At 61.8% G+C, this 26926-nt stretch carries 29 protein-coding genes and 1 other RNA gene; 13 read left to right on the plus strand and 17 right to left on the minus strand.

Annotated features, from left to right (window positions below; genetic code table 11):
- Window positions 1-47: 47 nt before the first annotated feature.
- The 6 genes from infB to recR form a co-directional block, all read right to left on the minus strand.
- Window positions 48-2759 (minus strand): translation initiation factor IF-2, encoded by a 2712-nt coding sequence (gene infB, locus JTP94_RS35055; RefSeq protein WP_204854934.1) that lies wholly within the window; start codon window positions 2757-2759, stop codon window positions 48-50.
- A 101-nt stretch (window positions 2760-2860) separates the two neighbouring features.
- Window positions 2861-3553, minus strand: coding sequence for an RNA-binding protein (locus tag JTP94_RS35060; protein ID WP_204854935.1), 693 nt, complete (start codon window positions 3551-3553; stop codon window positions 2861-2863).
- Window positions 3550-5157, minus strand: a complete 1608-nt coding sequence (nusA, locus tag JTP94_RS35065) for a transcription termination factor NusA (protein WP_204854936.1) — start codon at window positions 5155-5157, stop codon at window positions 3550-3552. Before nusA ends, JTP94_RS35060 begins: the two co-directional genes overlap by 4 nt.
- A gap of 62 nt (window positions 5158-5219) precedes the next feature.
- Window positions 5220-5828, minus strand: coding sequence for a ribosome maturation factor RimP (gene rimP, locus JTP94_RS35070; RefSeq protein ID WP_204854937.1), 609 nt, complete (start codon window positions 5826-5828; stop codon window positions 5220-5222).
- A 160-nt stretch (window positions 5829-5988) separates the two neighbouring features.
- Entirely contained in the window at window positions 5989-7431 is a 1443-nt protein-coding gene (locus JTP94_RS35075) for a lytic murein transglycosylase (protein ID WP_409456659.1), read from the minus strand.
- Between the two features lie 13 nt (window positions 7432-7444).
- Complete coding sequence (gene recR / locus JTP94_RS35080) at window positions 7445-8050, minus strand: recombination mediator RecR (RefSeq protein WP_204854938.1); 606 nt, start codon at window positions 8048-8050, stop codon at window positions 7445-7447.
- 57 nt (window positions 8051-8107) lie between these two features.
- Here recR and JTP94_RS35085 point away from each other — a divergent pair, with 57 nt between their 5' ends.
- Window positions 8108-8725 carry an MOSC domain-containing protein gene (locus JTP94_RS35085; RefSeq protein ID WP_204854939.1) on the plus strand — a complete coding sequence of 206 codons (618 nt, stop codon included), beginning with the start codon at window positions 8108-8110 and terminating at the stop codon, window positions 8723-8725.
- 2 nt (window positions 8726-8727) lie between these two features.
- On the opposite strand, the gene JTP94_RS35090 is transcribed toward JTP94_RS35085, so the two are convergent.
- Entirely contained in the window at window positions 8728-9339 is a 612-nt protein-coding gene (locus tag JTP94_RS35090; protein ID WP_204854940.1) for a LysE family translocator, read from the minus strand.
- Window positions 9340-9431: 92 nt separating this feature from the next.
- Window positions 9432-9968 carry an alpha/beta hydrolase gene (locus tag JTP94_RS35095; RefSeq protein WP_204854941.1) on the minus strand — a complete coding sequence of 179 codons (537 nt, stop codon included), beginning with the start codon at window positions 9966-9968 and terminating at the stop codon, window positions 9432-9434.
- 110 nt (window positions 9969-10078) lie between these two features.
- Here JTP94_RS35095 and JTP94_RS35100 point away from each other — a divergent pair, with 110 nt between their 5' ends.
- A complete protein-coding gene (locus JTP94_RS35100) occupies window positions 10079-10555 on the plus strand; it encodes an Lrp/AsnC family transcriptional regulator (protein WP_204854942.1) in 477 nt (158 codons plus the stop codon).
- A 22-nt stretch (window positions 10556-10577) separates the two neighbouring features.
- On the opposite strand, the gene JTP94_RS35105 is transcribed toward JTP94_RS35100, so the two are convergent.
- The 3 genes from JTP94_RS35105 to ffs form a co-directional block, all read right to left on the minus strand.
- On the minus strand, window positions 10578-10901 hold the full coding sequence (locus JTP94_RS35105; protein ID WP_034512767.1) for a YbaB/EbfC family nucleoid-associated protein: 324 nt from the start codon (window positions 10899-10901) through the stop codon (window positions 10578-10580).
- Window positions 10902-11009: 108 nt separating this feature from the next.
- On the minus strand, window positions 11010-12887 hold the full coding sequence (locus JTP94_RS35110; RefSeq protein ID WP_204854943.1) for a DNA polymerase III subunit gamma/tau: 1878 nt from the start codon (window positions 12885-12887) through the stop codon (window positions 11010-11012).
- A 46-nt stretch (window positions 12888-12933) separates the two neighbouring features.
- An RNA gene (gene ffs, locus JTP94_RS35115) (signal recognition particle sRNA small type) lies at window positions 12934-13030 on the minus strand.
- A gap of 90 nt (window positions 13031-13120) precedes the next feature.
- Here ffs and JTP94_RS35120 point away from each other — a divergent pair.
- The 6 genes from JTP94_RS35120 to JTP94_RS35145 all read left to right on the plus strand — a co-directional run bounded on the left by JTP94_RS35120 (window position 13121) and on the right by JTP94_RS35145 (window position 16644).
- Window positions 13121-13531: an HIT family protein gene (locus JTP94_RS35120; RefSeq protein ID WP_204854944.1), complete on the plus strand. Its 411-nt coding sequence runs from the start codon at window positions 13121-13123 to the stop codon at window positions 13529-13531.
- Window positions 13528-14487 carry an NAD(+) diphosphatase gene (nudC, locus tag JTP94_RS35125; protein WP_204854945.1) on the plus strand — a complete coding sequence of 320 codons (960 nt, stop codon included), beginning with the start codon at window positions 13528-13530 and terminating at the stop codon, window positions 14485-14487. The genes JTP94_RS35120 and nudC overlap by 4 nt, the downstream gene beginning before the upstream one ends.
- A 13-nt stretch (window positions 14488-14500) precedes the next feature.
- Window positions 14501-15187 (plus strand): YafY family protein, encoded by a 687-nt coding sequence (locus JTP94_RS35130; protein ID WP_204854946.1) that lies wholly within the window; start codon window positions 14501-14503, stop codon window positions 15185-15187.
- An 84-nt stretch (window positions 15188-15271) separates the two neighbouring features.
- Window positions 15272-15508: a hypothetical protein gene (locus JTP94_RS35135; RefSeq protein WP_204854976.1), complete on the plus strand. Its 237-nt coding sequence runs from the start codon at window positions 15272-15274 to the stop codon at window positions 15506-15508.
- A gap of 119 nt (window positions 15509-15627) precedes the next feature.
- On the plus strand, window positions 15628-15996 hold the full coding sequence (locus tag JTP94_RS35140) for a VOC family protein (RefSeq protein WP_204854947.1): 369 nt from the start codon (window positions 15628-15630) through the stop codon (window positions 15994-15996).
- A gap of 249 nt (window positions 15997-16245) precedes the next feature.
- The gene (locus tag JTP94_RS35145) at window positions 16246-16644 is read left to right on the plus strand and encodes a VOC family protein (RefSeq protein ID WP_204854948.1); all 399 of its coding nucleotides are present in this window, start codon (window positions 16246-16248) and stop codon (window positions 16642-16644) included.
- 217 nt (window positions 16645-16861) lie between these two features.
- Here JTP94_RS35145 and JTP94_RS35150 read toward each other — a convergent pair whose 3' ends face one another.
- Window positions 16862-17716, minus strand: a complete 855-nt coding sequence (locus tag JTP94_RS35150) for a prephenate dehydratase (protein WP_204854949.1) — start codon at window positions 17714-17716, stop codon at window positions 16862-16864.
- 23 nt (window positions 17717-17739) lie between these two features.
- A complete protein-coding gene (locus tag JTP94_RS35155) occupies window positions 17740-18495 on the minus strand; it encodes a 3-deoxy-manno-octulosonate cytidylyltransferase (protein WP_204854950.1) in 756 nt (251 codons plus the stop codon).
- A 151-nt stretch (window positions 18496-18646) separates the two neighbouring features.
- Here JTP94_RS35155 and JTP94_RS35160 point away from each other — a divergent pair, with 151 nt between their 5' ends.
- The gene (locus tag JTP94_RS35160) at window positions 18647-19228 is read left to right on the plus strand and encodes a cytochrome c family protein (RefSeq protein WP_204854951.1); all 582 of its coding nucleotides are present in this window, start codon (window positions 18647-18649) and stop codon (window positions 19226-19228) included.
- Between the two features lie 63 nt (window positions 19229-19291).
- On the opposite strand, the gene JTP94_RS35165 is transcribed toward JTP94_RS35160, so the two are convergent.
- Window positions 19292-20449, minus strand: a complete 1158-nt coding sequence (locus JTP94_RS35165) for a patatin-like phospholipase family protein (RefSeq protein ID WP_204854952.1) — start codon at window positions 20447-20449, stop codon at window positions 19292-19294.
- Window positions 20450-20571: 122 nt separating this feature from the next.
- The gene (locus JTP94_RS35170) at window positions 20572-21516 is read right to left on the minus strand and encodes an AEC family transporter (RefSeq protein WP_204854953.1); all 945 of its coding nucleotides are present in this window, start codon (window positions 21514-21516) and stop codon (window positions 20572-20574) included.
- 400 nt (window positions 21517-21916) lie between these two features.
- Between JTP94_RS35170 and JTP94_RS35175 the strand changes: the two genes are divergently transcribed.
- Window positions 21917-22909, plus strand: coding sequence for an adenosine kinase (locus JTP94_RS35175; RefSeq protein ID WP_204854954.1), 993 nt, complete (start codon window positions 21917-21919; stop codon window positions 22907-22909).
- 98 nt (window positions 22910-23007) lie between these two features.
- On the opposite strand, the gene JTP94_RS35180 is transcribed toward JTP94_RS35175, so the two are convergent.
- Both JTP94_RS35180 and JTP94_RS35185 read right to left on the minus strand, forming a co-directional pair.
- Window positions 23008-23619: a cadmium resistance transporter gene (locus tag JTP94_RS35180; protein ID WP_204854955.1), complete on the minus strand. Its 612-nt coding sequence runs from the start codon at window positions 23617-23619 to the stop codon at window positions 23008-23010.
- Between the two features lie 89 nt (window positions 23620-23708).
- Window positions 23709-24248 carry an SH3 domain-containing protein gene (locus JTP94_RS35185; protein WP_204854956.1) on the minus strand — a complete coding sequence of 180 codons (540 nt, stop codon included), beginning with the start codon at window positions 24246-24248 and terminating at the stop codon, window positions 23709-23711.
- Window positions 24249-24268: 20 nt separating this feature from the next.
- Here JTP94_RS35185 and JTP94_RS35190 point away from each other — a divergent pair, with 20 nt between their 5' ends.
- From JTP94_RS35190 to murA, 3 genes are all read left to right on the plus strand, one after another.
- The gene (locus JTP94_RS35190; RefSeq protein WP_204854957.1) at window positions 24269-24418 is read left to right on the plus strand and encodes a hypothetical protein; all 150 of its coding nucleotides are present in this window, start codon (window positions 24269-24271) and stop codon (window positions 24416-24418) included.
- A gap of 20 nt (window positions 24419-24438) precedes the next feature.
- A complete protein-coding gene (locus tag JTP94_RS35195) occupies window positions 24439-25440 on the plus strand; it encodes a D-glycerate dehydrogenase (protein ID WP_204854958.1) in 1002 nt (333 codons plus the stop codon).
- Between the two features lie 170 nt (window positions 25441-25610).
- A complete protein-coding gene (murA, locus tag JTP94_RS35200) occupies window positions 25611-26924 on the plus strand; it encodes a UDP-N-acetylglucosamine 1-carboxyvinyltransferase (RefSeq protein WP_204854959.1) in 1314 nt (437 codons plus the stop codon).
- The last annotated feature ends 2 nt before the right edge of the window (window positions 26925-26926 follow it).

Raw genomic sequence — 26926 nt, forward strand, 5'->3', positions numbered from 1 at the left:
GCCGGCGATGACCGGCGGTTTTGATATCTAGCCAATAGGAAGGCCGCTTACAGCGTGCGGGTGATGTGCTCGACGCGGAAGCATTCGATCGTATCGCCTGCGCGGATGTCTTCGTAGTTTTCGAAGGCCATACCGCATTCCTGGCCGACATTGACTTCCGACACTTCGTCCTTGAAGCGCTTGAGCGTCTTGAGCTTGCCTTCGTGGATGACGACGTTGTCGCGCACCAGGCGGACACCGACACCACGTTCGACCTTGCCTTCGGTGACGCGGCAACCCGCGACCTTGCCAACCTTCGTGATGTTGAACACCTCGAGGATCTCGGCATTGCCGAGGAAGGTTTCGCGGCGCTCCGGAGACAAGAGGCCCGACATCGCTGCCTTCACGTCATCCACCAGGTCGTAGATGATGTTGTAGTAGCGGATTTCGATGCCTTCGCGCTCGGCGAGCGTGCGAGCCTGTGCATTGGCGCGGACGTTGAAGCCGATGATCGCCGCGTCGGAAGCTCCGGCCAGCGAAATATCGGATTCGGTCACGCCGCCGACGCCCGAATGGACGATGCGGGCGCGAACCTCGTCGGTGCCGAGCTTGTCCAGCGCGCCGGTAATGGCTTCGATCGAGCCCTGCACGTCGCCCTTGATGACCAGCGGGAACTCCTTGGTGCCCGTGGCCTGCAGCGTCATCATCATCTGTTCCAGCGAACCGCGCTGGACGGACTGGCGGGCAGCCGCCTTGTCGCGGGTGAGACGCTGGCGATATTCGGAGATTTCGCGGGCGCGGCTTTCGTTTTCAACGACGGCGAACTTGTCGCCGGCCTGCGGTGCGCCGGAAAGACCGAGGACCTCAACCGGCATGGCCGGGCCGGCTTCCTTGACGTGCTCGCCCTTGTCGTTGACCAGCGCACGCACGCGACCCCACTGATCGCCTGCAACGACGATCTGGCCGGGGCGCAACGTGCCCTTCTGGATGAGGACTGTCGCAACCGAGCCGCGACCGCGATCGAGCTGGGCTTCTATAACAGTGCCTTCCGCCGTGCGGTTCGGATTGGCCTTGAGATCAAGGATTTCCGCCTGCAGCAGGATGGCTTCGAGCAGCTTGTCGAGGTTCGTGCGGTTCTTCGCGGAGACTTCCACGTCGAGCACTTCACCGCCCATGGATTCGACGAAGACTTCGTGCTGCAGCAGTTCCATACGGACCTTCTGTGGGTTGGCCTCATGCTTGTCGATCTTGTTGATCGCTACGATGATCGGAACACCCGCCGCCTTGGCGTGGCTGATCGATTCGATCGTCTGCGGCATCACGCTATCGTCGGCCGCAACGACCAGGATGGCGATGTCGGTCGCTTGAGCGCCGCGAGCACGCATTGCCGTGAAGGCTGCGTGACCGGGTGTGTCGATGAAGGTGATCTTCTGGCCATTCTGTTCGACCTGATAGGCACCGATATGCTGGGTGATGCCACCGGCTTCACCGCTTACCACGTTGGCATGGCGGATGGCGTCGAGCAGCGAGGTCTTGCCGTGGTCGACGTGACCCATGATGGTGACGACAGGCGGACGGGAAACCAGTTCGCCGTCTTCGTCGGCAACGTTGAAGATGCCGTGTTCGACGTCGGATTCCGAAACGCGCTTGACCGTATGGCCGAATTCGTTGGCGATCAGCTCGGCCAGATCGGCGTCGATGACGTCGCCCGGCTTCAGCATCTGGCCGTCCTTCATCAGGAACTTGATGACATCGACGGCGCGTTCGGACATGCGCTGCGACAGTTCCTGGATGGTGATGGTTTCCGGCAGCACGACTTCACGCGAAATCTTTTCGCGCGTTTCCTGCATCTGGCTGCGGCGGAACTTTTCCTGGCGGCGGCGCATGGCCGAAAGCGAGCGGCCGCGAGCGCTGCCGTCTTCGTCGACATTGGCCGTCGTTACCGTCAGCTTGCCGCGGCGGCGTTCTTCGTCGGTCTTCGGACGCGTGGTGACCGGCTTTGCCGGCTCAGGGCGCGTGACCTTGCCGCGCGCCGGAGCGCCACCACGCGGCGGGCCGCGATCAGTTTCTTCTTCATTGACCCGACGGCGGTTGGCCGGTGCTTCCACGGGCAGAGCGCCGGGGCGCGCAGGCTGCGGAGCCGCATCCGGGCGACGAGCAACGACAGGAGCCGCGGCTGCGGCCGGCTGCACGTCCGGCTTCGGTGCTTCCACCGGTGCGGGCGTTTCGACCTTTGTCTCTACGGCACGGGCAGCCTCTTCTTCAGCGCGGCGGGCGGCTTCGGCCTGCTCTACGATGCGACGGGCAGCTTCTTCCTCGGCGCGGCGCACCGCATCCGCGGCATCGCGGGCCTGGGCGTCGGCGAGTGCGCGACGGCGCGCGTCCATTTCATCGGCAGACAGATGGTTCAGAACCACCGGTCGCGACGAGCGTTCCTGCTGCGGCCGCTGCTGATAGCTCTGGTTGGGCTGTCCCGGCCGCTGTTGCTGGCCACCGGGCTGATGAATGCGCGGAGCTGGCTGCGGCGGGCGCGGCGGCTGCGGCGTCGGTTCCGCGACGCGCGTCACGGATGGCGTTGCGGCAGCCGTCGTCGAAGCAACGATCGGCTTTTCGTCTTCGGGGCGTAGGGGGCGGCGCTTGCGGGTCTCAACCACGACCGCCTTGGTGCGACCGCGGCCCATGTCCTGGCGCACGGTGCCCTGGTTTACGCCTGAAGGCTTCAGGGTGAGGGTCTTCTTACCCGAAACACTCAGCGTCTTGTCGTCTTGATTGTCGGTCATTCCGTTCCCGTTCCTTCGGACAGGGCTCGGAAACGTCCGTCAGACCCTGTCGTTCAATGCATGTACCTTAATGAGGCGTCCGGCAGAGGCCGGTGACCGCGTCATTGTTTTCGCCGGCCAGCGCCGCCCGTTGCCCGGGACTGACCGCCGTTGCGGTACCGTTCGAGCAGGTTTGCGCGCTTCACTACACCTTCACCCGCCCGCCCTGCAAGCGCTGCGGCATGGATAAAAGCATTCTGGCCCATCAGTTCTTCCATTTCCGCCTCCGTGAAGACACGGAATGACGGTATTTCCTTTTCGGTCTCCATGCCGAGATGCCAGGCCTTTCTCGCCTGGTCGATCTTGCGGACGCCGTCGGCGGCGGCATCGATCGCATGGAACACGGCGAGTGCCGAACCGTTGCGAACGGAGCCATCGACCTTTGACGAGCCATTGACGAACTGGCTCGCTTTGCGCGCCATGTGCATCATCCCGGCAAGCTGCGCCACAAGAAGGCGGTCGACGATGGCGCCGAGATCGCTCGGTGCCGTCACCTCCGCCTTCAAGGCGCGAGAAAACAATTTCTTCGCCACCGCCTTGTCCACGAGTGCCCGGTCAAGCTTGACCCAGCAGCCGCGTCCTGGCAGCTGCCGCTTCAGATCGGGAACAACGGTCCCGTCAGGAGCGGCTACGAAGCGGATCAACTCGTCGGGCGATCCGCTTTCGCGTGTTACGATGCACATGCGGCCGTTTGCGCCGTCACCCCCGAGATCTTCGTCTTCAGGCGGTGCGATCGGCCCCTCGGTGATCGTCATGCTTCTTGCTCGGCTTCATCCTCCGCGGCGACCTCTTCGGTCTCAGTGGCGAGATCGGCCTCGGTGATCCAGCCAGCCGACAGGCGAGCCTGCACGATCATCTGCTCGGCCTCGACGCGCGAGACTTCGAGCTTGGAGAACAGGCCTTCGAACTTCTTCGTCTCGCCATTCTTGCGTTCGCTCCAGCCGACGAGGTCGTCGGCGGCGCAGCCGGCGAAGTCCTCGATCGTCTTGATGCCGTCCTCGCCGAGGGCGACCATCATCTGCGCGGTCATGCCGTTGATCTGGCGCAGCTCGTCGGATACGCCGAGTGCTTTGCGCTTCTCATCCATTTCGGCTTCCAGGCGCTCCAGATATTCGCGGGCACGCTGCTGGATTTCCTGGGCGGTTTCTTCGTCGAAACCGTCGATGGAGGCGATTTCGTCGAGTTCGACGTAAGCCAGCTCCTCGACGGCGGCAAAGCCTTCGGAGGCCAGAACCTGGCCGACCATCTCGTCGACATCGAGCGCGTCCATGAACAGGTTGGTGCGCTCGTTGAATTCCTTCTGACGGCGTTCCGATTCCTCGGCTTCCGTCATTATGTCGATGTCCCAGCCGGTCAGCTGCGAAGCAAGGCGAACGTTCTGGCCGCGGCGGCCAATGGCCAGCGACAGCTGTTCGTCCGGAACCACGACTTCGATGCGCTCGGCGTCCTCATCAAGAACGACCTTGGAGACTTCAGCCGGCTGCAACGCATTGACGACGAAATTCGCCGGCTCGTTGGACCACGGAATGATGTCGATCTTTTCGCCCTGCAGTTCGCCGACGACAGCCTGGACGCGCGAACCGCGCATACCGACGCAGGCGCCGACCGGATCGATCGACGAGTCGTTCGAAATGACGGCGATCTTGGCGCGCGAGCCCGGGTCGCGGGCAACCGATTTCACCTGGATGATGCCGTCATAGATTTCGGGCACTTCCATGGTGAAGAGCTTGACCATGAACTGCGGATGCGTGCGTGACAGGAAGATCTGCGGACCGCGCTGCTCGCGGCGAACGTCGTAGACATAGGCGCGGACGCGGTCGCCGTAGCGGAAGTTCTCGCGCGGGATCATCTCGTCGCGACGGATGATGCCTTCGCCGCGGCCGAGGTCGACGATGACGTTGCCGTATTCGACGCGCTTGACCGTACCGTTGACGATTTCGCCGACGCGATCCTTGAATTCGTCGAACTGACGGTCACGCTCGGCTTCGCGCACCTTCTGCACGATGACCTGCTTGGCCGACTGGGCGGCGATGCGGCCGAAATCCATCGGCGGCAGCGGATCGGCGATGAAATCGCCAAGCGCTGCGTCCGGGTTGCGGTCGCGGGCCAGTTCCAGCGGGATCTGCGTGGAATAGTCCTCGGCCTTCTCGACAACTTCGAGCAGGCGCTGCAGCCGGATTTCGCCGGTCTTCGGGTTGATGTCGGCGCGGATGTTCGACTCCGAGCCGTAACGCGAGCGCGCGGCCTTCTGGATCGCGTCTGCCATTGCGGCAAGCACGATCTCGCGGTCGATGACCTTTTCGCGCGCCACTGCATCTGCGATCTGCAGAAGTTCTAGCCGGTTCGCACTGACTGCCATTGTTTTTAGTCTCCGTCTTCCTGCCCTTGGGTTCCCGTTCCGTCAGGCGGTTCGTTGATCGATTATTCTTCTTCGTCGTCCGCTTCGTTCTGGTTCGCTGCCTCGGCTTTCGCCAGCTTGTCGGCGCGCAGCGCGTCGCGGATGAGATCGTCCGTCAGGATCAGCTTGGCCTCGGCCAGCGTGCTGAACGGAATGGTCACCTTCGGTTCCTCGCCATAGGCAACCTGGTCGCGTTCGATCGTGAAACCATCGTCATTGATGTCGGCGATCTTGCCGCGAAAGCGCTTGCGGTTATCAACCAGGATCGAGGTCTCGCACTTGACGATATGGCCGATCCAGCGGCGGAAATCCGACTTGCGCACCATCGGCCGGTCGATGCCGGGCGAAGACACTTCCAGATGATACGCCTTATCGACGGGATCTTCCACATCAAGCACGGGCGAAATCGCCGTCGAGACTTCTTCGCAATCCTGAACGGTCATGGTGCCGTCGTTGCGCTCGGCCATCACCTGCAACGTCAGGCCGTTCTGGTTCAGGAGGCGCACGCGCACCAGGCGGAAGCCCATGCCGACGATCACGGGCTCGATGATGGCGGCGACGCGCTGGTCAAGGCCGGTTTCGACAATCAGGCGCGGTTCATTGGTACTGTCTGCGTTTGTCACTTCCGACAAGCGTTCACTCCTGCAGGGTGCTGCATTTGGGAGATCGAGCTAATAAAAAAGAGCGGGTCCTTGCGGCCCACTCTTCATCACACGATCAAGAATTTGAATGCGGATATAAGCCCGTTTCCGGCAAATTGCAAGGCTTTCGCGCCGAAACCTGCTCGGCTGCCTATTTCAGTACGCCGAGCATCGAACTGTCGGGATAGCAGGTGGGCTTCATGCCGCTCTTTTCCTGCCATTGGCCGATCGACCGTCTCGTCTTGTAGCCGGGCAGGCCATCCGTGCCGCCGACATCGTAGCCCTTGCGCTCCAAAGTCTTCTGCATGCCGGCGACATCGGAGCGCAGCATCTTGCCGACATCGCCCCATTGGCCCTGGAAGGCGCCGCTGCCGGCGGCGATCCGGTCGGCGAGGTTGCCGATGTAAATGCCGTAGAGATCGGAGTTGTTGTATTCCTTGATGACGTAGAAATTCGGCGTGACGATGAACTCCGGCCCGTCGCGGCCGGCCGGCACCAGCATCATGCCGCTGGCGCGCAATTCGTCTGATGGAAATGCCTTGCCGGAAACCCTTGATATCCCGAGCGACGCCCAGTGCGAGATCGGCTTGGCGAGATCGGGCCCTTCCTGGGCGCAGGAAACGGCTTGCGGAATGGTGACCTCATAGCCCCAGCTGCGACCACGCTGCCAGCCTTTCTGAACAAGATAGTTGGCTATGGATGCCAGCGTGTCCGGCACCGAAGTCCAGATGTTGCGATGGCCGTCACCGTCGAAATCGACGGCATATTTCAAATAGCTGGTCGGCATGAACTGCGGCTGGCCGAGCGCGCCGGCCCAGGACCCCATGAACTGATCGGGCGTGACGTCGCCGTGGTCGAGGATGCGCAATGCCGCGATAATCTCGGTGCGGAACATGTCCTTGCGGGTCGACATGAAGGCTTTTGTCGCCAGCACCTGGACCGCCGAATTCGGCAGCTTGGCGGCGCCGAAGCCGGTCTCGCGTCCCCAGATGGCCAGCAGGATCGGCCCCGGCACGCCATAGGTCTTCTCGATCCGCCGCAGCACCGGGCCGTATTGCGAAACGAGGCTCCGTCCCGTGGCCGCCAGCTTTTGCAGCCGCGCCTCGTTGAAATAGGGAGCGGGCGAGGAGAATTCGGCCTGCGTCTGCTTCTGCTCCTGGGGTTTGGGAAAGCCCGGCGGCACGAGATCCGGCAGGTCCCAGTTCAGCGTGATACCGGCAAAGGCGGCGCGGAAGGTCTTTTCGGATATCCCGTCCTTTTGCGCTTCGGGCCAGAGATCCTTCTGCAGCCAGCTCTGGAACTGCGCTTCGACATCGGCCTTCGAGGCGGCGAGCGCGGGCAGGGGGAGGAGGGTTAGGAGGAGGATAAGCAGCCGCAGAATATGTCGCGCGATACCCCCCTCTGTCCCTTTCGGGACATCTCCCTCACAAGGGGGGAGATTGTGAGCGGCGCGCTTCATGCCATGTCGACGGTCCGAAGTTTCTGCGGATGAAGCAGCTGATTGTTTGGCGAAGATAGCGCTGCGAGTTACCAATCTCCCCCCTTGTGGGGGAGATGTCACGAAGTGACAGAGGGGGGTGCGCACTCTCCTCATGCTCTGCCTCTCCTCAAATCGCCGTCCGCGCCCGCAGTGCCGCCGTCAGCGTGCCTTCGTCGAGATAATCGAGCTCGCCTCCGACCGGCACCCCATGGGCCAGCCGGGTGATCTTGATCTCAAGACCGGCAAGCTGGTCGGTTATATAGTGTGCTGTGGTTTGGCCTTCCACCGTGGCGTTGACGGCGATGATGATCTCGCGGACGCCGCCTTCGCCGACCCGCGCGATCAGTCCGCGAATATTGAGATCGTCTGGGCCGACGCCATCGAGCGGCGATAGCACGCCGCCGAGCACATGGTAGGCGGCATTCATCGCGCCGGCCCGCTCCAGCGCCCAGAGATCGGACACATCCTCGACGACGATGATGACGGACTGGTCGCGGTGGTCGTCGGTGCACACGGTGCAGGGATCGACGGTATCGACATTGCCGCAGCGCGAGCAGATCTTCACTTTGTCATAGGCTTCGCCCATGGCGTGGGAAAGCGGCCCGAGCAGCTGGTCCTTCTTCTTGATCAGATGCAGAGCCGCGCGCCGCGCCGAGCGAGGCCCAAGCCCGGGCACCTTCGCCAGAAGCTGGATGAGTTTTTCGATTTCGGGGCCGGTGACTCGCTTTGCCATGGGAGGCTTTTAGCCCATAAGCTCAAGGAACGGAATCACGGAAGGGATGATTGGCCGATGAAAATTCTGGCCGTTTGCACCGGAACCGCCGAAACACTTCCCGGCAGGAAAAGCAAGACCGGCATCAACAAGCATGCCGTGGGGGGTGGCGTCATGATTGATACGGAGGGTCTGATCGGCGACGCGATCTGCGATCGCCGGCATCATGGCGGCCGCGACCAGGCCGTCTATGTCGAGGGATCGCTGACGCTGGACTGGTGGGCTAGGGAATTGGGACATGCTCTTCAACCCGGCACCTTCGGTGAAAATCTTGTCATCCACGGGCTGGATAATTGCGAGGTTGCCGTCGGCGACAGGTTTATAGCCGGCGATCTTGTTCTGGAGGTCACGTCGGCCCGCATTCCTTGCGCCACCTTTGCCGCGAAGATGGGCGATCCCAAATTCGTGAAACGCTATACCCGCGCCGGGCGTCCCGGCATCTATTGCCGTGTCCTGCAGGCCGGGATCGCTACGGCAGGCAATGCCGTGACCTACGTTCCCTATGCAGGTGTCCCTGTTTCCATGCCGGAAATGATGGCGACGTTTGGCAAGCGGCTATCGCCGGAAGATCGGGCGCGTTATCTGGCAGCGCCTATTCACTATAAGCTGCGAACTGTGCTTGAGGGCGAGCTTTAGGCTCACCGCATAGCAATCGCTACGGCAGCGCCCGCCATGGTGGCGGCGCTGGTGCGATTGGCGATGCGCACGGCGCGGCGGCTCTTGAGGAAGGTTCTCGCCTTCGCCGCAAGCATCGCCCAGGAAAGGTCGATGACAACAAGCACCACGAACATCGTCGCCACCAGCTCGGCCCATCCGGAAAGCGTGACGGCGTGAAGATCGATGATCGAGGGCAGCAGCGCCACATAGAACACCATGATCTTCGGATTGCCCATGGTGACGGTGAAGCCGGCGATGAAAAGTCGCGCCGATGATTGTTCGTCCGGCAGTTGTTCTTCTGCCGTATCCGAAGCCGCAAACCACATCTTCCAGGCGAGGTAGAGAAGATAGGCGACACCGAGCCATTTGATGACCACGAAGGCCCAATGGAAGGTTTCGGCGACGGTTGCCAGGCCCGCAACGGCGCAGGTCAGCCAAATCGCCTCGCCGAGCCACATGCCGGAGAGAAAGGGCAAGACATTGCGGGCGCCTTTGGTGAGCACGCGTGCCACAAGTGCTGCGATGTTCGGCCCCGGCGATCCAGCCGCGATGAACAGTGCACCGGAAAAAATAAGCAGCATCGACAGGCTCATCGCATTCTCTCCGATCGGGCAAGCCAGAGGATTTCTGGAAGACGCCAGAAATAGCACCCTGGCTGCCGTTTTCCAAATTCCCGATTTAGCCTTTAGCCGAGCTGCGCGCGAAATCGCTCAAAGAGCGCCTTGCCATCAGGCCAATCGCCCAGTCCGGATGCGAAATTGATGTGACCGAGTGGCCCGACACTTACAAACTCGCTGCCCCAGATTTCGGCACTATCTCGGGAGTAATCGTAGGGGCCGTAAGGATCGTTGGTGCTGGTGACGAGCATGGACGGAAACGGCAGTCGTTGCCGCGGCGGATTGGCAAAACTGCCGGCCTCAGTCAGATAGACCTCGCCGGTTGGATCCGGCGGCGCGACAAGGAAGGCGCCAAGGATCGACGTTTTCTGGACCGGCGCCCAATGGGCGATCAGCTGGCAGGCAAGGCTATGGGCGAGCAGGATCGGCGGTGTTTTCGAGCTGGCGATTTCGCGGTCTAGCGCCGTGATCCAGTCCGTAAGGATCGGTCTGTCCCAGCTCGATGGCTGGAATCGTCGTATGTGCGGATCCTGCCGCTCCCACAGGGTTTGCCAATGATCTCCGTCGGAGCCGCCAAGGCCCGGCAGCATGATGATGTCGCTCATCTCTGTCCTCTCTCGCTGTTCGATGGAGAAAAACTGACATGCCGCTCTGGCAATTGACATTGCAATCCATCGGATAAAATCTTCCCCAGCCGATGAATTGAAGGTGAAAGATGGAAAGCGTCGAGAAGGAGTTGGATCCGACTGACATGTCGATGATCGAGATCCTGCAGCAGGATGGAAGGATCTCGGTATCGGAACTCGGTCGCCGCGTCGGGCTTTCGCAGCCGGCGGCATCGGAGCGGTTGAAGCGACTGGAGGAGCGAGGCGTCATATCAGGCTACCGCGCCGTGGTCGATCCCGCCGCCGTTGGCCTCGGCATGATGGCGGTGATCCGGCTGCGCACGACGCATGAACATATCCGGCCCTGCCTGAAGCAGTTTTCGGACATGCCCGAGGTTATCGAGGTCCTGCGGCTGACGGGTGAGGATTGTTTCCTGCTCAAGGTTCTGGTGCCGACAGCGGCTAACCTTGAAACCATCGTCGATTCCATCGCCCGCCATGGCGCGGTGACGACGTCGCTGGTGCTGCGAAACGAGCCAGCGAAACCGATCGGCCGCGAATTGATCCGCAAGGCGACGGCCCGCTGATTGTGCTTGCTGAGCGCCCGTCTCAGAACGGCAGCTTGAAACCGGGCGGGATCGGCAGGCCGGCTGTGAGTTCGCGAGTCTTTTCGGCGGTGATCGCCTCGGCCTTGTCCTGGGCATCCTTGTTGGCGGCGACGATCAGGTCTTCGAGGATCTCGACATCGTCTTCCTTGAAGAGCGACGGATCGATCTTGATGCCCAGCATCTGGCTCTTGCCGTTGACGGTGACGGTGACGAGGCCGCCGCCGGCCTTGCCTTCGACGCGAATGTCGGCGATTTCCGACTGCATCTTCTCCATCTTGGCCTGCATTTCCTTCACTTTGCCCATCATGCCCATGATGTCACGCATCGTCACTGGTCCTTCTTTTGCGTATTGTCAGCGTAATCGGCTAGGATGCGATGCGAAGGCCGCTCGAGGCGTCGAGCCCATGCGGTTCCGCTGCCGCCCTTCTTACCCCTAGAATTCTATGTCGTCGCCCGGCAGGATATCCCCGTCGACGGATTCGACGATGGCTGGAGCGGTTGTCTGCTCCTCTTCTTCTTCCGTCTCCGGCGCCCGCACGCGTACGTCGATGATCTTTGCACCGGGGAACTGCGACAGGATCGCCGCGACATCCGGGTCCTGCCGCGCATCGGCGACCCGTTGCTTCTGCGCATTCGCTTCGGCTTCCACCAGCGTCGGCTCGCCTTCGTCGCGGCTGAGGCTGACGATCCAGTGAATGCCGGTCCATTCCTTCAGCTTGACGGCAAGCTCGTTCAGCAGTGTGCCGGGAGCGCCTGATGTCAGGCTGACGTCGAGCCGGCCCGGCTCCAGCCTTACGGGGCGCACGAAGGTGCGCACCAGCACCTTCAGCTTCGGGTCACGCTTCTGGCCGGCAAGCTCGGCGATATCGGCCATCGAATTGATCGGCACGAGCGGCTTTGGCGTTTCGGTCGGCCTTGGCTCGATACGTCCAACAGGTTGCGAATCCGGCTGCGTATTCGGCACTGAGCGCAACATAGCGACCGGTGCCGGGGGCGCGGGTCGTGGCGCTGAGGTTTCGATGGCTCTCGCCATGGCGGTGCCCTGGTAGGAAACCGGTGTCCCGCCGCCGTTGCCGATGGGGGATGCAGACGGTGGGCGAGCACCGCCATTACCATCAGAAAATTCCACAAGCCTGCGCGCGGCATCTTCCGGTGCGGGCAGATGCGCGGCATGCGCCAGCCGGATCAATACCATTTCGGCGGCACCGGCGGTCCGCGACGCGTTCTCGGTCTCGGCTATGCCCTTCAGAAGCATCTGCCAGATGCGCGACAGTGCCGTCACCGCCACGCCCTGCGCAAACTCCAAGGCTTTTATGCGCTCGACTTCGCTCAGCGACGGATCGTCGGCGGCATCGGGCACATATTTCAGGCGGGTGACGAGATGGGTGAAATCGGCAAGGTCGGTCAGCACGACGACGGGGTTGGCGCCGGCCTCGTACTGGCTGTTGAATTCAGCCAATGCGGCCGCGACATCACCTTTGGCGATGTGGCCGAAGAGATCGACGATGCGGGCACGGTCGGCAAGCCCCAGCATCGAGCGCACCGCATCGGCTGCGACGAAACCGCTGCCGTGGGCGATCGCCTGGTCGAGCAGCGACAGGCCGTCGCGCGCCGAGCCTTCGGCGGCCCGGGCGATCATGGCGAGCGCTTCCGGCTCCACCTCGATGCCTTCCTTGCCGGCAATGGTGGTGAACAGTCCCACAAGATCGGACGCGCTGATGCGACGCAGGTCGAAGCGCTGGCAGCGCGACAGGACCGTGATCGGCACCTTGCGGATTTCTGTCGTGGCGAAGATGAATTTCACATGCTCGGGCGGCTCTTCCAGCGTCTTCAAGAGGCCGTTGAAGGCGGCCGTCGACAGCATGTGCACCTCGTCGATGATGTAGACCTTGTAGCGCGCCGATACCGGCCGATAGCGCACCTGCTCGATGATCTCTCTGATATCGTCGATACCCGTATGGGAAGCGGCGTCCATCTCGATGACGTCGACATGCCGGCCTTCCATGATCGCCTGGCAATGATCGCCGGGTTCGCGCAGATCGATCGTCGGGCGATCGATCGCTGATGTCTTGTAGTTGAGAGCGCGGGCAAGGATACGGGCTGTGGTCGTCTTGCCGACGCCACGCACGCCGGTCAGCATATAGGCCTGCGCGATGCGTCCGGTCTCGAACGCGTTGGTCAGTGTGCGAACCATCGGCTCCTGGCCGACCATAAGGTCCGTGAAGTCCTTGGGCCTGTACTTGCGGGCCAGCACCCGGTAACCGGTGCCGGTCGAGGCGGCATCTTTTGCTTGTCGCTCGCTGTCGCTCATCGCCCTGCTGTTGCCCGCAGAAAGCCGGGTCTTGCTTTCGGAAAGGGTGGGAGGCTGGCACGATGACCCGTGCCGGGCTCGTTAGGGCTGCTTCCTTCCGGACCTGACCCGGTTGGCGAGTGGCTCGTCCACCACCAACCTCCCGGATGCACATATCGGCAATATCGCCATCAAAAGCAAGCCAAGGTCAAAAAAAACTGCTAAACATTTGATAAAACAATGGAGGATGCCACTTGAAAGACTTCGTTCTCGACGAGAGACTGGCGAATGACAGCGTTTCCGTCGTGATGACAGGCCTTTGCGACGTGCGTTTGATGAAGGATCGGCGTTGGCCGTGGCTTTTGCTGGTGCCCCGCCGGCCCGATAAATCGGAAATATTCGAGCTGACACCGCTCGACCAGATTTTGCTCACTTTCGAGACCGAGAAGGTCGCGAGCGCCCTGAAGACGCTGACCGGGGCGACAAAAATCAACGTCGGGGCTCTTGGAAATATCGTCCGTCAGCTGCATGTTCATGTGATTGCGCGGTTCGAAGGGGACGCGAACTGGCCCGGTCCGGTCTGGGGCCATGGCAAGGCGGAACCCTATTCGGACGAAGATATGAACAGCTTCATAGCCAAGTTGCGGGACACGCTTTCACAATGAGCCATTCCATCTTTTCGTCGGATGCGCCGCATCCGGAAGCCAGCAGTCTCACTGCCTTTGCGGAAAACCAGCTTAACCGGGATGCCGAGCATCGCGACGAGGAATCGATCAAGCAGGCGCTTGCCAAAGAGGGCACGCATATCCTGGCCTTTGCCAAGGAGCAGCTGGTCTTGAAGCACGACGGCCAGGTGCTCGATCCGCTGTTTGCCCGCTACGAATTGCAGGAACTCGATCCGGATTGGGAGGCGGCCGTGCTGCTCGGCTACCGCAAGACCGGCGAGCCGCGGCTGGCCGTCCCGGTGCGCATCAATGCCGATGAGCTCGCCAGCCAGTACAAGCCGGCTGACATGCGCTCGCTCTGGCGCGACCTCTTACTGGAGGGCGAAATTCTCGGCGAGGCGGCGCAGGGCATGAGCCTCATCCGCTGGAACAGCGACAACCGCTTCTGCGGGCGGTGCGGCTCCGTCATGGAAAGCCGCATCGGCGGCTACAAGCGGGTCTGTACGGCCTGCGAACACATGATCTTCCCGCGCACCGACCCGGTCGTCATCATGCTGACGGTCGATGAGGAACGGAATCGCTGCCTGCTCGGCCGCAGCCACCATTTTGCGCCGGGCATGTATTCCTGTCTGGCCGGTTTCGTCGAGCCGGGCGAGACCATCGAGAATGCCGTGCGCCGCGAGACGCACGAGGAATCCGGTATTCAAACCGGCCGCGTGCGCTATCATGCGTCACAGCCCTGGCCGATGCCGCACTCGCTGATGATCGGCTGCTATGCCGAGGCGAAGTCGACGGAAATCCATATTGACGAGGCAGAGCTCGAGGACTGCCGCTGGTTCACGCCGGAAGAGACGCTCGCGATGCTCGATCGCGTCGCGGCCTCCGGCAACACCTCCCCGCCCAAGGGCGCCATCGCCCATCGCCTGATGCGTGACTGGGTGGAATGGAAACGATAGGTCTTTACCTGCCATGGCACGCTCGGAACGCTTGCTGACGCTGCTGCAGACGCTTAGGCGCTACCGCCGCCCGGTCAGCGGTGCTGTTCTGGCGGAGGAAACCAGCGTCAGCCTGCGCACGCTCTATCGCGATATCGCGAGCCTCCAGTCGCAGGGCGCCATGATCGAGGGCGAGCCGGGCATCGGCTATGTTCTGAAACCCGGCTTCATGCTGCCGCCGATGATGTTTTCGCAGGACGAGATCGAGGCGCTAGTGCTGGGTTCCCGATGGGTGGCGCGTGCTACCGACGCGCGACTGGCGGCAGCGGGCGCGGATGCGCTTGCCAAGATCGCCGCGGTGCTGCCGGCCGAGATGCGCGACGAGGTCGATCAGGCAGCGGTGGTCGTCGCGACGCGCCGGATTACCGAGGACAGGACCGATCTTTCCCTCATGCGCAAGGCGATCCGCACGGAGCGCATGGTGCAGCTGACCTATGGCGATGTGAACGGCTCCATTTCGACCCGGCGCATCTGGCCCTTCGCGCTAGGCTATTTCGACAATTCGCGCATCATCATGGCGTGGTGTGAGCTGCGCCAGGATTTTCGTCATTTCCGCGCCGACCGTATCGTCGATTTCGCGGTTCTGGAGGCACGCTATCCACGCCGCCGCGTCGCCTTGGCTAGGGAATGGCACGCCCGGGAGGGCGTCGTCCACGACTGACCTCGACACGCAACACTACTGCCAGAAACTGTCAGTAGGCTTGGCTATTATCGGCACCATCCAAGCAGGATGGGAGGACCGATCATGGCAAGCAACGTTTTCATCACTACGAAACAAGCGCAGCGCGGTGGCGTCGAAGCCGGCAAGGGCAAAGATGTTTCAATATCCGCACCGCTGGCTCGCCTCTCGCAGATTGCGCTTGGCTATTTCACCCGTCGCTGGAACCGCCTCGATATCGAGGAAATGCCGAATTCCGTGAAGCGCGATCTGGGCTTCCTCGACGGACACGCCCCTTACCGTGAGGAAGAGCGGATGCACTAATCGCACCGCCAACTCACAGCCTAACTTCCGACAACTAGCCTTCCGCCGGCAAGCTTCGCCCAGCCCGCCGGACCGCATATGCCTGCCCTCATATCCCTTAAAACCAAAGGAATATCCCAATGACCAACCCCAACCTCATCATCTTCTATGTCAAGGATCCTGCCGAGAGCACGCCGTTCTATCGCGACCTGTTCGGTCACGAGCCGGCCTTCGCCTCGCCGAATTTCGTGGCTTTCTCGCTCAACAACGGCTTGAGCCTTGGCCTGTGGCGTCGCAGCAGCGTCGAACCGCAGCCCTCCGCCATCGGCAATCGCGGCGAACTGGGCTTCATGGTCGAAGGCGCAGGCGCCGTCGAACAGCACTACAAGGATTGGAAGGCACGTGGCCTGCCGATCGCGCAAGAATTGACGACGATGGATTTCGGCCCGACCTTCGTCGTGCTCGATCCCGACGGTCATCGCCTTCGTGTCTGTGAGCCGGATAAGTAAGCCGCCAGGCATGTGGCTTGCCCCTCACCCTAGCCCTCTCACCGCTCGCGGGGAGAGGGGACGACAGCGAACCCTCGCCGAGCGCTGTGATGGAAGGAAGGCTGTGGATGCACCTATCCCCTTCTCCCCGCGAGCGGGGAGAAGGTGGCCGACAGGCCGGATGAGGAGCAAATCGTCCATCATTCGAGTTGACTTGCGGCATTCGCGGAAGAGACTGATCGATAACCCAGAGAGCCACCGGAGGCGCAATTGCTGCATCATATTTCATTCGGTGTCACAGATATCGAGAAAGCCGCTGCATTCTATGACGCAGCGTTTGCGCCGCTTGGCTATGTGCGGGTTTGGGAAGATCTAGACCCAGGCAATCCCGACCAAGCGATCGGATATGGCCCAGCAGGCGGCGGCGACAAGTTCGCCATCAAATTGCGGGGCAAGGACGCCCGAGCTCCCGGCTCCGGCTTTCATCTCGCCTTTGCCGCACCAGGCCGCGAAGCAGTTTCCTCGTTCCATAAGGCTGCGCTGGCTCACGGCGGCGTAGACAATGGGGCGCCGGGTCTTCGGCCTCACTATGGCCCGAATTATTTTGCCGCCTTCGTCATCGATCCGGACGGCCATCGCATTGAGGTCGTTACCAAGGCTGCGGAATAGCTGACGGGTGGAAGCGCAGCGGTATCGCCACCCGCCCTCGTGGTTCGAGGCTGCAGCCCCTTCGACAGGCTCAGGGTGCTTTCGCATCTCACCATGAGGGCTGGTCTTTTGTGCCGCCACAGAAGGCACTCCACCTCATGGTGAGGTGCACTGCCGTGGGAGCGGAGCGAAAACGGTGGTGCCTCGAACCACGAGGTGGCCTCCGACACGATCGGACTTAGAGATCGCCCCGCATCGGATGACCCTTATAAACACCCAGAATCCGGACCTTTTCCGAGAAGAATCGCAGTTCTTCCAGCGCACGGCGCACATGGGCATCGGAGGGATGACCCTCGATATCCGCATAGAACTGCGTTGCGACAAAACGGCCGCCGAGCTGATAGCTTTCAAGCTTCGTCATGTTGATGCCATTGGTGGCGAAGCCGCCGAGCGCTTTGTAGAGCGCTGCCGGAATATTGCGGACGTTGAAGACGAACGTCGTCACGATTTTTTCTTCCGGGGCGCTGCGCTCCGCCCAGTTCTCGTCGCGGGACAGAACGACAAAACGCGTCATGTTGTCTTCGGTGTCCTCGACATTCTCGGCGATGATTTCAAGGCCATAGAGGTCGGCCGCAAGCCGTGGCGCCAGCGCCGCCATACTGCGGTCGCCGGTTTCCTGTACCAGCTTGGCGGCACCCGCCGTATCGCCGGCGATGACCGGTTTCCAGCCGTTGGCGCGCACGATCTTGCGGCACTGGCCGAGCGCATGGATGTGGCTATGCACCGTGCGGATCTCTTCCTTGGTCACTCCAGGCAGCACCATCAGCTGGAAGCGGATCGGCATGAAATATTCGCCGACGATATGCAGTCGCGATTCCGGCAGCAGGTGGTGAATGTCGGCGACGCGCCCGGCAATGGTGTTCTCGATCGGAATCATGCCGAGATCGGCCTCGCCGTTGTCGATCGCGGTGAAGGCGTCCTCGAAGGTCTGGCAGGGCAGCGGCTCCATGGTCGGGAACATGTCACGGCAGGCCATGTCGGAATTGGCGCCGTGGTCGCCCTGGAAGGAGATCTTGTTGGTCTTGGTGATCATGGGACTGCCTTTGGGGAGTGCCGTCAGAGAGAAGCGGCGGAAAGGATACGGCGAGCCTTTTCGAGGTCGGCGGGAGTATCGACACCGAGCGGGATTGTGTCAACGATCTCGACGTCGATGCGCATGCCGGCCTCCAGCGCCCGCAGCTGCTCCAGCGATTCGCGCAGTTCCAGCGGCGATGGGCCGAGGCTGACGAATTTCGCGAGCGCGGTGCGACGATAGGCATAGAGACCGATATGGTGATAGAGCGGCCCATTGCCGTAGGGCGCGGTGGTGCGGGTGAAATAGAGCGCCCGCAGGCGATTGTCCGAGATGGCCGAGCCGACCACCTTGACGACGCTCGGCGCCGTCTTTTCTTCCTCGTCCTTGATCTCGACGGTCAGCGTCGCAATGTCGACAGCCGGATTTTCGAGCGGACGCAGCGATGCGCGGATGGTCTCGGGATCGATGGTCGGCAGGTCGCCCTGGACATTGACGATGATTTCGGCGCGGCCCTCGGGATCCACGGCCTGCAGGGCCTCATAAATGCGGTCCGAGCCGGATTGATGATCCTTGCGCGTCATGACGACTTCGAACCCGGCACTGGCGACGGCGGCATAGGTATCCTCGTGATCGACGGCGACGACGATGCGACCGATCGCCGCCTCGCGCGCACGCTTGGCAACCTGTACGATCATGGGCAGGCCGCAAATATCAGCAAGCGGCTTGCCCGGCAGGCGAGTGGAGGCCATCCGGGCAGGAATGAGTACCAACGTCTTGTCTAAATTTGGATCTGTCATTCTTGGGCCTTCTATTCCTGCGGGAAAAGTGTCAAAACGTCTCATGGTGGAGGCGGTTTACAGAGTTGCAAGAAACAGCCAAAAGACATAGGTTTCGCGCGAATTCAAGATGGGCCGGCAGAGGATGCTGGTGGCGAGGGGAGCATAGCAGATGAATTCATCCTACGTGAACATGGGTGTCGGGGCGCTTTTAGCCACGCTGTTCGTGTTGAAGTCCGTGTCGCTCGCGTCAGGATTTATTTTCCATTCAGAGGTACCGGAAAAGCCCGGTTTCGCCATAGTCGCCACCGAGGAGCCGGCTGCAGGCGACAAGGCCGCGGCCGCCAAGCCGGAAACGCCGATCGCTCAGCTCTTGCAGAAGGCTGATGCCAAGGTCGGCGAAACGATCTTCAAGAAGTGTCAGGCCTGTCATTCCGGAGAGAAGGGCGGACCCAACAAGGTCGGCCCGGATCTCTGGGGCATCATCGATCGCCCGGTCGGCGAGCATGAGGGCTTTGCCTATTCTTCCGGCATGAAGGACTTCTCCAAGGGCGGCTCGGAAAAGTGGACCTACGATCACCTCTATCACTTCCTCGCTGCTCCGAAGAAGTTCGTTGCCGGAACGGCAATGGGCTTTGCAGGCCTGCCGAAGGAAGAGGATCGCGCCAACGTGATCGCCTATCTGCGCACGCTTGCCGATACGCAGGTACCGCTGCCGGATCCGAACGCCGCGCCGGCTGCTGCGACCAACTGATATTTACATCAGTACCCGCAATCGAAAGCCCGGTCAGAATGGCCGGCTTCTTCGTGCCGTCTTCTAGAGAGCATGCTTGCGCGAGCGCGTCCTCTGATCGAGATCATAGACCTTCAGCCCTTCCTCGGCCTTCGGCGGCACGCGCCATTCCTCCGGAGCCAATGCCTTGCGGCCGTCGCGCAAGCCCGCGTGCCAATGCTCGTGCATCGAAAGCGCTGAGAACTCGTAGTCCTTGGAATGTGAGCGGAACTGCTTGTTGCGATAGATCAGGTGGATGATGGTGACGCTATAGTCGCAGCTATGCACCTGCAGCTTCTGGATTTCCGGGTCGGCCTTGGCCTCATCGGGAAGGCGGGCATAGAGTTCGGATATGGCGCGCCTCAGGCGGTGACGTTCCAGGAAGAGGTCGGTGTTCAGCCGGGTACGGCTCGAATAGGTAATGTCCTTGCGCCGCTCCTCGACCTCTTCCAGATCCTGCGGCAGATGGCCGACGGCGCTGAAGAGATCGACCTGAAACACCACGGTATCGACGCCCGCGCCGTTGCGGAGCACGTAACCCAGCGGCGTGTTCGAAACCAGGCCGCCGTCCCAGTATTGCTCGCCGCCGATCTTGATCGCCGGAAAGCCCGGCGGCAGGGCGCCGCTCGCCATCACGTGTTCCGGCGTGATCTTGGTGTCCTTATTGTCGAAAAAGGCGAAGTTGCCGGTGCGCACATTGACCGCACCGAGGCTGAGCCGCACCGGACCGTGATTGATTCGGTCGAAATCGACATGGTCGAGCAGCGTCTGCCGCAATTGCCCGGTGTCGTAGATGCTGGTCGCGCCCTTGGAACCAGGCGCCTGGAACCAGGATGGAATCTGCCAGGGCGAAAAGAAGCCGGGCACGCCGAAGGTCGACACCCACCAGCTGCTGACCGTGCGATAGAGAGGGGTGCTCTCGCGCTGGTGTTCCATCAGCACGTCGACGGGGAGCTGGATGCCGACCTTGTTCCAGAAGGAGCGCAGCGCCTCGAGCCGCTCCCCCGGCACATTGCCGGCCATGATCGAGGCGTTGATGGCGCCGATCGAGATGCCGGCGATCCAGTCGGGTTCGATATTCTGTTCTCGGAGCGCTTCGAAGGCGCCCGCCTGATAGGAGCCGAGAGCGCCGCCTCCCTGCAGCACGAAGACTTTCTGCGAATAGGCCGAAGCGGGATTGGTGAGTGGAGTTGCAATATTCATGTGCCATCCTTTGCTGCGCTTCAGCCTTAAAGGCCGCGATGCGCAAATATATGACCATTTTCCTGCCTGTTTCTCCGAATGCGGAGATATGTCGTCCCGGCCATTGGCGGCTTGGGGCCTGCCTAGCCGAGAATATAGGCCCAGAGCGACACCGAGAATGCGCCGAGCGCGGTCGTCAGCGTAATCGTCGAGGCTGCGAGACTGTGACCGACGCCGAAGCGATTGGCAATCAGCCAGGCGTTCACACCTGTTGGAACTGCGGCTGTGAGCACGAGTGCGGCCCGCCACTCCGGGCTGAGACCGAGGAGGTGGCCGGCCGCCAGCACGCAGGCCGGAAGCAAGAAGAGCTTGAAAGCCGCCATGACGCTGGTGATGCCGAGATTGCCTGATAGCCCGTATTGGCGAAGCGCCATGCCGAGCGAAATCAGTGCCGCCGGGCCGGCTATATTGGCAATATTGTCGACGACAGTGCCGAGCGTCGCCGGCAAGGGAATGCCGACGACATGCACGACGAGGCCGCAGAGAAGCCCGATGACCAACGGATTGCGGACAAGGTTCCTGCCGACCTGCCGGAGCAGATCCCATGTGCTGCGGCCGGCCCCACCGTTTTCTCTGCGCTCGGCCTGCTCCATCAGCAACGTGCCGGCGATCATCATGGTCGGCAGATGCACGGCAATCAGGATCGACATCGCCATGATGCCATCAGGCCCCACAGTGCGCCCCACCAGCGGCAGGCCGATGAAGATCGTGTTGGCGAAGGCGGACGACACGCCGGCCAGCACGCCGATGCGCGCATCCCGCCCGAACAGCCGCGTCGCCACCAGATGACCGGCGGTCCAGGTGACGGCAACGCCGGAGAAATAAGCGATCCACAATCGAAACGGCGAGGCGCCGCGAAAATTCGCCTCCGCAATGGTCTGGAACAGCAGCAGCGGCACGGCGATCTTGAAAACGAACTCGCTCATCGCCTCGCCGACCTCGGCCTTCAATAGGCCGGTGCGCACGATCACCCAGCCGACGAGAATGAGCAGGAAAACCGGAAGGACGTCGGTAAAGATTTCGGACATGCCGGGCGAGGGCCGTGAAGGGTGAGCTCGAGGGATTTGACCCGGAAGTTGTAGCAGCTTGGCCCATCGTGAGAAGCCGCAAAAACAAAAAAAGCGGGACCAAACCCGCTTTTGCCTATCCGGCCCCGCCGGACGGTCCTCCCGGTGCACATGCCGCCAGTTCATCCGTGGTCGGCCCGCGTACCGGGGAGGCGGAAGGTATCATACCTTCCCCGGCTGGCTTGGAGGCCTTGTGAGCTTCCCATCCCAACCGCTTGTTAAGAATTTACACATGGAAAGTGACAGCCAAATGACTGATTGGAATTAAGTTAACGGCCCTCGTGCTGATTTTTCTTCCAAACTTCGGAAAAACCGATAATACCGGATACCGGCTATCACCTATACCGGGACCCTCCTATTGATGACTCGCTTCGATGTACTGACCGTTGGCAATGCCATCGTCGACATTATCGCCCGCTGTAACGATCAGTTCCTGATCGACAACAAAATCACCAAGGCCGCGATGAATCTCATCGATGCCGAGCGCGCAGAACTTCTCTATTCCCGCATGGGCCCGGCGCTTGAGGCGTCCGGCGGCAGCGCCGGCAATACGGCCGCGGGTGTGGCGAATTTCGGCGGCAGGGCCGCCTATTTCGGCAAGGTCGCGGAGGATCAGCTCGGAGAGATCTTCTCTCACGATATCCGTGCCCAGGGCGTGCATTATGAGACCAAGGCGAAAGGCACCTTCCCGCCGACCGCCCGCTCGATGATCTTCGTCACCGAGGACGGCGAGCGCTCCATGAACACCTATCTCGGCGCCTGCGTCGAGCTCGGCCCGGAAGACGTCGAGGAAGATGTCGTCGCCGATGCCAAGGTCACCTATTTCGAAGGCTATCTCTGGGATCCGCCGCGCGCCAAGGAAGCGATTCGCGAATGCGCTCGCATCGCCCACGCCAATGGCCGGGAAATGTCGATGACCTTGTCCGACAGTTTCTGTGTCGGTCGCTATCGCGGCGAGTTCTTGGACCTGATGCGCTCGGGCACCGTCGATATCGTCTTCGCCAATCGCGATGAGGCTTTGTCGCTCTACGAGACCGAGGATTTCGACACGGCGCTGACGCTGATTGCGGCCGATTGCAAGATCGCTGCTGTGACGACAGGCAAGGACGGCGCCGTCATCGTGCGTGGAAACGAACGTTATGTCGTCGACGCCCACCCTATCGAGGAGCGGGTCGACACGACCGGCGCCGGCGATCTCTTCGCCGCCGGTTTCCTGTTCGGCTATACCCAGGGCCGCGCGCTCGAAGATTGCGGCAAGCTCGGCAACCTCGCCGCGGCTATCGTCATCGAGCAGATCGGCCCGCGGCCGATGCGATCACTGTCGGAAGCGGCCAAGGAATTCGGGCTTCTTTGATGAGACCTGTTGTCTAAAGCTTTTCCGTTTTTTGCAGATAGTAGAAGCCGCCTTCAACAGATCGCTGTAGGCGGCTTTTGCTATAAGGTCGGCTGCACCTATCCCCGGAAAAGCGTCGCAGTCCCGGCCTCATAGAGGATGAGGATGCCGAGGGCGATCAGGATGAACGGCACGATCCTGTGGCCATGACGTCTGATCGGTGCGCCAAGCGTCGGATGGTTCACCAGAGAATGGGCCGCGCCGAGCCAAGCCGCCGTCAGGATCGCGAAGACGCAGCCGATGGCCAGGATCTCATAGGCGGACCGTGTGGCGAAGAGCGGCGTATAGATGCTGATGTTGTCGCCGCCATTGGCGATCGTCACCAGGGTGACGGCGACGATATTGCCATGCCCCATAGAGGCCTTCTCGTGATCCTCCGGATTGTCGCCTGCCTCGATGCCGTTCCAGAGTTCCCATAATCTTCTGAGGCCAAAGAAGATCGGCGCAAGACCGAGCAGGCCGATATAGGTGGCAGGGATGACGAGCACGAGGAACGAGGCGACGACGCTGACGCCATAGAGAACGGCAATGCCAAGATACTGGCCGATGACGACCTGCTTTGCCCGGAATTTCGGATCGGCAAAAAAGCCGAGAAGAACGAAAATATCGTCCACATTGGTCGATACGAACACAATGATGGCAACGCCGAAAACGCCAAGCAAAGAACCCAAGACCGCCCCTCTTCCGTTCCGATTTTGGATATATCACTGCGCCGGAAAAGTCGCGCGGTTGCCGATGTCGCGGAGCTTTGTGGAGTTCTCTACTTGAAGGCTTCGCCGGGGTAGGCGCCCCAGATCTCGGACTGTGCCACCCAGCCCTCCGTGCCATCAGCGGTGACCATGCACCAGTCGCCTGTGCATTCGCGTATACTCATCATCACGCCGGGCTGAAGCTTGGCGATGACGGCGGCGGATGGTTGGGCGTCGCGGCGCATGTTGACGAAGACGGCCTTGCCCTTGCCCTTCATCCATGGAGCTGCGAGCGCCGAGCGCTGGCCCGACAGCAGCGACTGGTTGACCCAGCCCTCGGTGCCGTCGGCATCGCGCACGCGCCGCCAGTTATCGTATTCCTGGATGATCTCGACCGGCAATCCCTGCTTGAGATAGAGCCATGAGACGGCATAATCCGCGCTCGGGCCGATGCGCAGGTTGACCCGCTTCGACTTCAGTGTGACGAACCTCGGCAACGGCAATCCGCTCGGCCCCTTGGCGGCCTGGGCCACGGCAAGATCGGCAGCGGCACCGGCCATCAACAGGCCGATCGCGAAAATGGCGCAGGACTTCAATACTCTGCCACGCATGGGATTTCCGTTCGTTCATCATGATCAAGGCGCTGTCGGGCCGCCTTTTCGCTCCGATCAGCGGCAAATCCTCGGATCGCGCCAGCGAGTTTTGTTTGTCTTCGCCTGCGGGTCTGGTAGAAATGCCCGGAACGGGAAAATTATCCCGCTTCTTGGTTAAGAACATCTGAACAAGGCATCGCCGCTCTCCATGACGACGAAGAAAAAACCGAAGGTTTACGTCACGCGCAAACTGCCGGATGCGGTGGAGACGCGGATGCGCGAACTCTTCGACGCCGAACTGAATATCGACGACCGGCCGCGCACGCCGGCGGAGCTCGCCGCGGCGGTTCGAACGGTGGATGTTCTGGTGCCCACGGTCACCGATCGCATCGACGCCGCGCTGATCGAAGAAGCCGGGCCGCAGATGAAGCTGATCGCCAGCTTCTCCAACGGCACTGACCATATCGACGTCGAAGCCGCCGCCCGCCGAGGCATCACGGTCACCAATACGCCGAACGTATTGACCGAGGATACCGCCGACATGACGATGGCGCTCATTCTTGCCGTCCCGCGTCGCCTCGCAGAAGGTGCGCGCGTGCTGACCGACAACCCCGGCGAATGGGCGGGATGGTCGCCTACCTGGATGCTCGGCCGCCGTATCCACGGCAAGCGCATCGGCATCGTCGGCATGGGGCGCATCGGCACGGCCGTTGCCCGCCGCGCCAAGGCATTCGGCCTGTCCATCCACTATCACAACCGCAAGCGGGTCAATCCGGCGACGGAAGACGAGCTGGAGGCCACCTATTGGGACAGCCTCGACCAGATGCTGGCCCGCGTCGACATCGTTTCGGTCAATTGCCCGTCCACGCCCGCGACCTTCCACCTGATCTCGGCGCGCCGGTTGGCGCTGTTGCAGCCGACGAGCTATATCGTCAACACGGCGCGCGGCGATGTCATCGACGAGACTGCGCTGATCAAGATCCTGCGCGAAGGCAAGATCGCCGGCGCCGGCCTCGACGTGTTCGAGAACGAGCCGGCCGTCAGTCCGAAGCTGGTGAAGCTCGCCAATGAGGGCAAAGTGGTTATCCTGCCGCACATGAGTTCGGCCACATTGGAAGGCCGCATCGACATGGGCGACAAAGTCATCATCAACATCCGCGCCTTCATCGACGGACATCGTCCGCCCAATCGCGTGCTGCCGTTTCGCTGATAGGTTTCGCTCGGTGGGCGGGGCGGTCTCGCGCCGGCCCGACTTTGACCGAGGCCCATTTTGTAGCCCGCATCCAAAATCGATGCATCCGCCTTGCGGCCGGTCACGCCCGTGTCATAAAGGCGGCCCAGAGGTGACCGCAGGTACGAGGCAGGAAGGGCAGAAGACAAATGGCACGGGCGCTACCGCATGAGCGGATCCAATATGTCGTTGAAGGCGGCTTTAAGCTGTCGGGCGAGATCGAGCCGAGCGGCAACAAGAATGCCGCGCTACCGATCATTGCCGCATCGCTGCTGACCGATCAGCGCGTCGAGCTCAGCAATGTTCCGCGTATTCGCGATGTCGAGGCGCTCGTGGACTTGATCCAGTCGGTCGGCGCGAAGGTGCGCTGGCTCGGGCGCAACGAGCTCGAAATCGAGGCACGCGAACTGCGGCCGGCCAATCTCGATCCCGATCTCTGCGCCCGCATTCGCGCCTCCATCCTGCTCGCCGGCCCGATGCTGGCGCGCTGCGGCGAGATTACCCTGCCGCCTCCCGGCGGCGACGTCATTGGCCGCCGGCGCGTCGACACGCATTTCCTGGCGCTGGAACAGCTCGGCACCAAGATCAGCGTCAACAGCGTCTATAGTTTTCGCGCCGAACGGCTGCGCGGCGCCGATGTCTTCCTTGACGAACCCTCGGTGACGGCGACGGAAAATGCGCTCTGTGCTGCCGTATCAGCCGAAGGCACGACGATCCTGCGCAACTGCGCCTCCGAGCCGCATGTGCAGGATTTGGCGCGCTTTCTCATCGCCATGGGCGCCCGCATCGAAGGGATCGGCACCAACATGATGACGATCCATGGCGGCCAACCGCTCGGAGCCGTCACGCACCGGATCGGCCCGGACCATAACGAAGTGGGGTCGCTGATCGGCCTTGCCGCCGTCACCGGTTCGGAAATCACCATCCGCAATGCGGGTGTGGAGCATCTGCGCTCCACCCTGATGACTTTCGAACGCCTCGGCATCCGCTGCCGCATCGAAGGCGACGATCTGATCATTCCCTCCGGTCAGGAGATGAAGATCCAGTCCGATTTCGGCGGTCATATTCCGAAGATCGAGGACCAGCCTTGGCCGGCTTTTCCGGCCGACACCATGTCGATCGCCATCGTCACCGCGACGCAATGCGAAGGCGTCGTTCTGATGTTCGAGAAGATGTTCGAAAGCCGGATGTTCTTCGTCGACAAGCTGATCGCCATGGGCGCGCGCATCGTGCTGTGCGACCCGCACCGTGCCATCGTCGCCGGCCCGTCGAAGCTGCGCGCCGCCCAGCTCGAAAGCCCAGACATCCGCGCCGGCATGGCCATGCTGATTGCGGCGATGTGCGCCGAAGGCACGAGCATCATCAACAACGCGCAGCAGATCGAGCGCGGCTATGAGCGCATCGAGGAGCGGCTGAACGCGCTGGGCGCCCGCATCACGCGCATCCCGCCACGGGAGGCGTGAGG

This window comes from Martinezella lusitana (genome assembly GCF_016901135.1).
Classification (GTDB): domain Bacteria; phylum Pseudomonadota; class Alphaproteobacteria; order Rhizobiales; family Rhizobiaceae; genus Rhizobium; species Rhizobium lusitanum_D.

What these genes read in the sequence shown, in the direction of transcription:
- infB (WP_204854934.1), bottom strand. Translation starts at nt 2,759, where the DNA reads ATGACCGACAATCAAGACGACAAGACGCTGAGTGTTTCGGGTAAGAAG.
- JTP94_RS35060 (WP_204854935.1), bottom strand. Translation starts at nt 3,553, where the DNA reads ATGACGATCACCGAGGGGCCGATCGCACCGCCTGAAGACGAAGATCTC.
- nusA (WP_204854936.1), bottom strand. Translation starts at nt 5,157, where the DNA reads ATGGCAGTCAGTGCGAACCGGCTAGAACTTCTGCAGATCGCAGATGCA.
- JTP94_RS35075 (WP_409456659.1), bottom strand. Translation starts at nt 7,431, where the DNA reads ATGAGGAGAGTGCGCACCCCCCTCTGTCACTTCGTGACATCTCCCCCA.
- recR (WP_204854938.1), bottom strand. Translation starts at nt 8,050, where the DNA reads ATGGCAAAGCGAGTCACCGGCCCCGAAATCGAAAAACTCATCCAGCTT.
- JTP94_RS35085 (WP_204854939.1), top strand. Translation starts at nt 8,108, where the DNA reads ATGAAAATTCTGGCCGTTTGCACCGGAACCGCCGAAACACTTCCCGGC.
- JTP94_RS35090 (WP_204854940.1), bottom strand. Translation starts at nt 9,339, where the DNA reads ATGAGCCTGTCGATGCTGCTTATTTTTTCCGGTGCACTGTTCATCGCG.
- JTP94_RS35095 (WP_204854941.1), bottom strand. Translation starts at nt 9,968, where the DNA reads ATGAGCGACATCATCATGCTGCCGGGCCTTGGCGGCTCCGACGGAGAT.
- JTP94_RS35100 (WP_204854942.1), top strand. Translation starts at nt 10,079, where the DNA reads ATGGAAAGCGTCGAGAAGGAGTTGGATCCGACTGACATGTCGATGATC.
- JTP94_RS35105 (WP_034512767.1), bottom strand. Translation starts at nt 10,901, where the DNA reads ATGCGTGACATCATGGGCATGATGGGCAAAGTGAAGGAAATGCAGGCC.
- JTP94_RS35110 (WP_204854943.1), bottom strand. Translation starts at nt 12,887, where the DNA reads ATGAGCGACAGCGAGCGACAAGCAAAAGATGCCGCCTCGACCGGCACC.
- nudC (WP_204854945.1), top strand. Translation starts at nt 13,528, where the DNA reads ATGAGCCATTCCATCTTTTCGTCGGATGCGCCGCATCCGGAAGCCAGC.
- JTP94_RS35130 (WP_204854946.1), top strand. Translation starts at nt 14,501, where the DNA reads ATGGCACGCTCGGAACGCTTGCTGACGCTGCTGCAGACGCTTAGGCGC.
- JTP94_RS35135 (WP_204854976.1), top strand. Translation starts at nt 15,272, where the DNA reads ATGGCAAGCAACGTTTTCATCACTACGAAACAAGCGCAGCGCGGTGGC.
- JTP94_RS35140 (WP_204854947.1), top strand. Translation starts at nt 15,628, where the DNA reads ATGACCAACCCCAACCTCATCATCTTCTATGTCAAGGATCCTGCCGAG.
- JTP94_RS35150 (WP_204854949.1), bottom strand. Translation starts at nt 17,716, where the DNA reads ATGATCACCAAGACCAACAAGATCTCCTTCCAGGGCGACCACGGCGCC.
- JTP94_RS35155 (WP_204854950.1), bottom strand. Translation starts at nt 18,495, where the DNA reads ATGACAGATCCAAATTTAGACAAGACGTTGGTACTCATTCCTGCCCGG.
- JTP94_RS35160 (WP_204854951.1), top strand. Translation starts at nt 18,647, where the DNA reads ATGAATTCATCCTACGTGAACATGGGTGTCGGGGCGCTTTTAGCCACG.
- JTP94_RS35165 (WP_204854952.1), bottom strand. Translation starts at nt 20,449, where the DNA reads ATGAATATTGCAACTCCACTCACCAATCCCGCTTCGGCCTATTCGCAG.
- JTP94_RS35170 (WP_204854953.1), bottom strand. Translation starts at nt 21,516, where the DNA reads ATGTCCGAAATCTTTACCGACGTCCTTCCGGTTTTCCTGCTCATTCTC.
- JTP94_RS35175 (WP_204854954.1), top strand. Translation starts at nt 21,917, where the DNA reads ATGACTCGCTTCGATGTACTGACCGTTGGCAATGCCATCGTCGACATT.
- JTP94_RS35185 (WP_204854956.1), bottom strand. Translation starts at nt 24,248, where the DNA reads ATGCGTGGCAGAGTATTGAAGTCCTGCGCCATTTTCGCGATCGGCCTG.
- JTP94_RS35190 (WP_204854957.1), top strand. Translation starts at nt 24,269, where the DNA reads ATGATCAAGGCGCTGTCGGGCCGCCTTTTCGCTCCGATCAGCGGCAAA.
- JTP94_RS35195 (WP_204854958.1), top strand. Translation starts at nt 24,439, where the DNA reads ATGACGACGAAGAAAAAACCGAAGGTTTACGTCACGCGCAAACTGCCG.
- murA (WP_204854959.1), top strand. Translation starts at nt 25,611, where the DNA reads ATGGCACGGGCGCTACCGCATGAGCGGATCCAATATGTCGTTGAAGGC.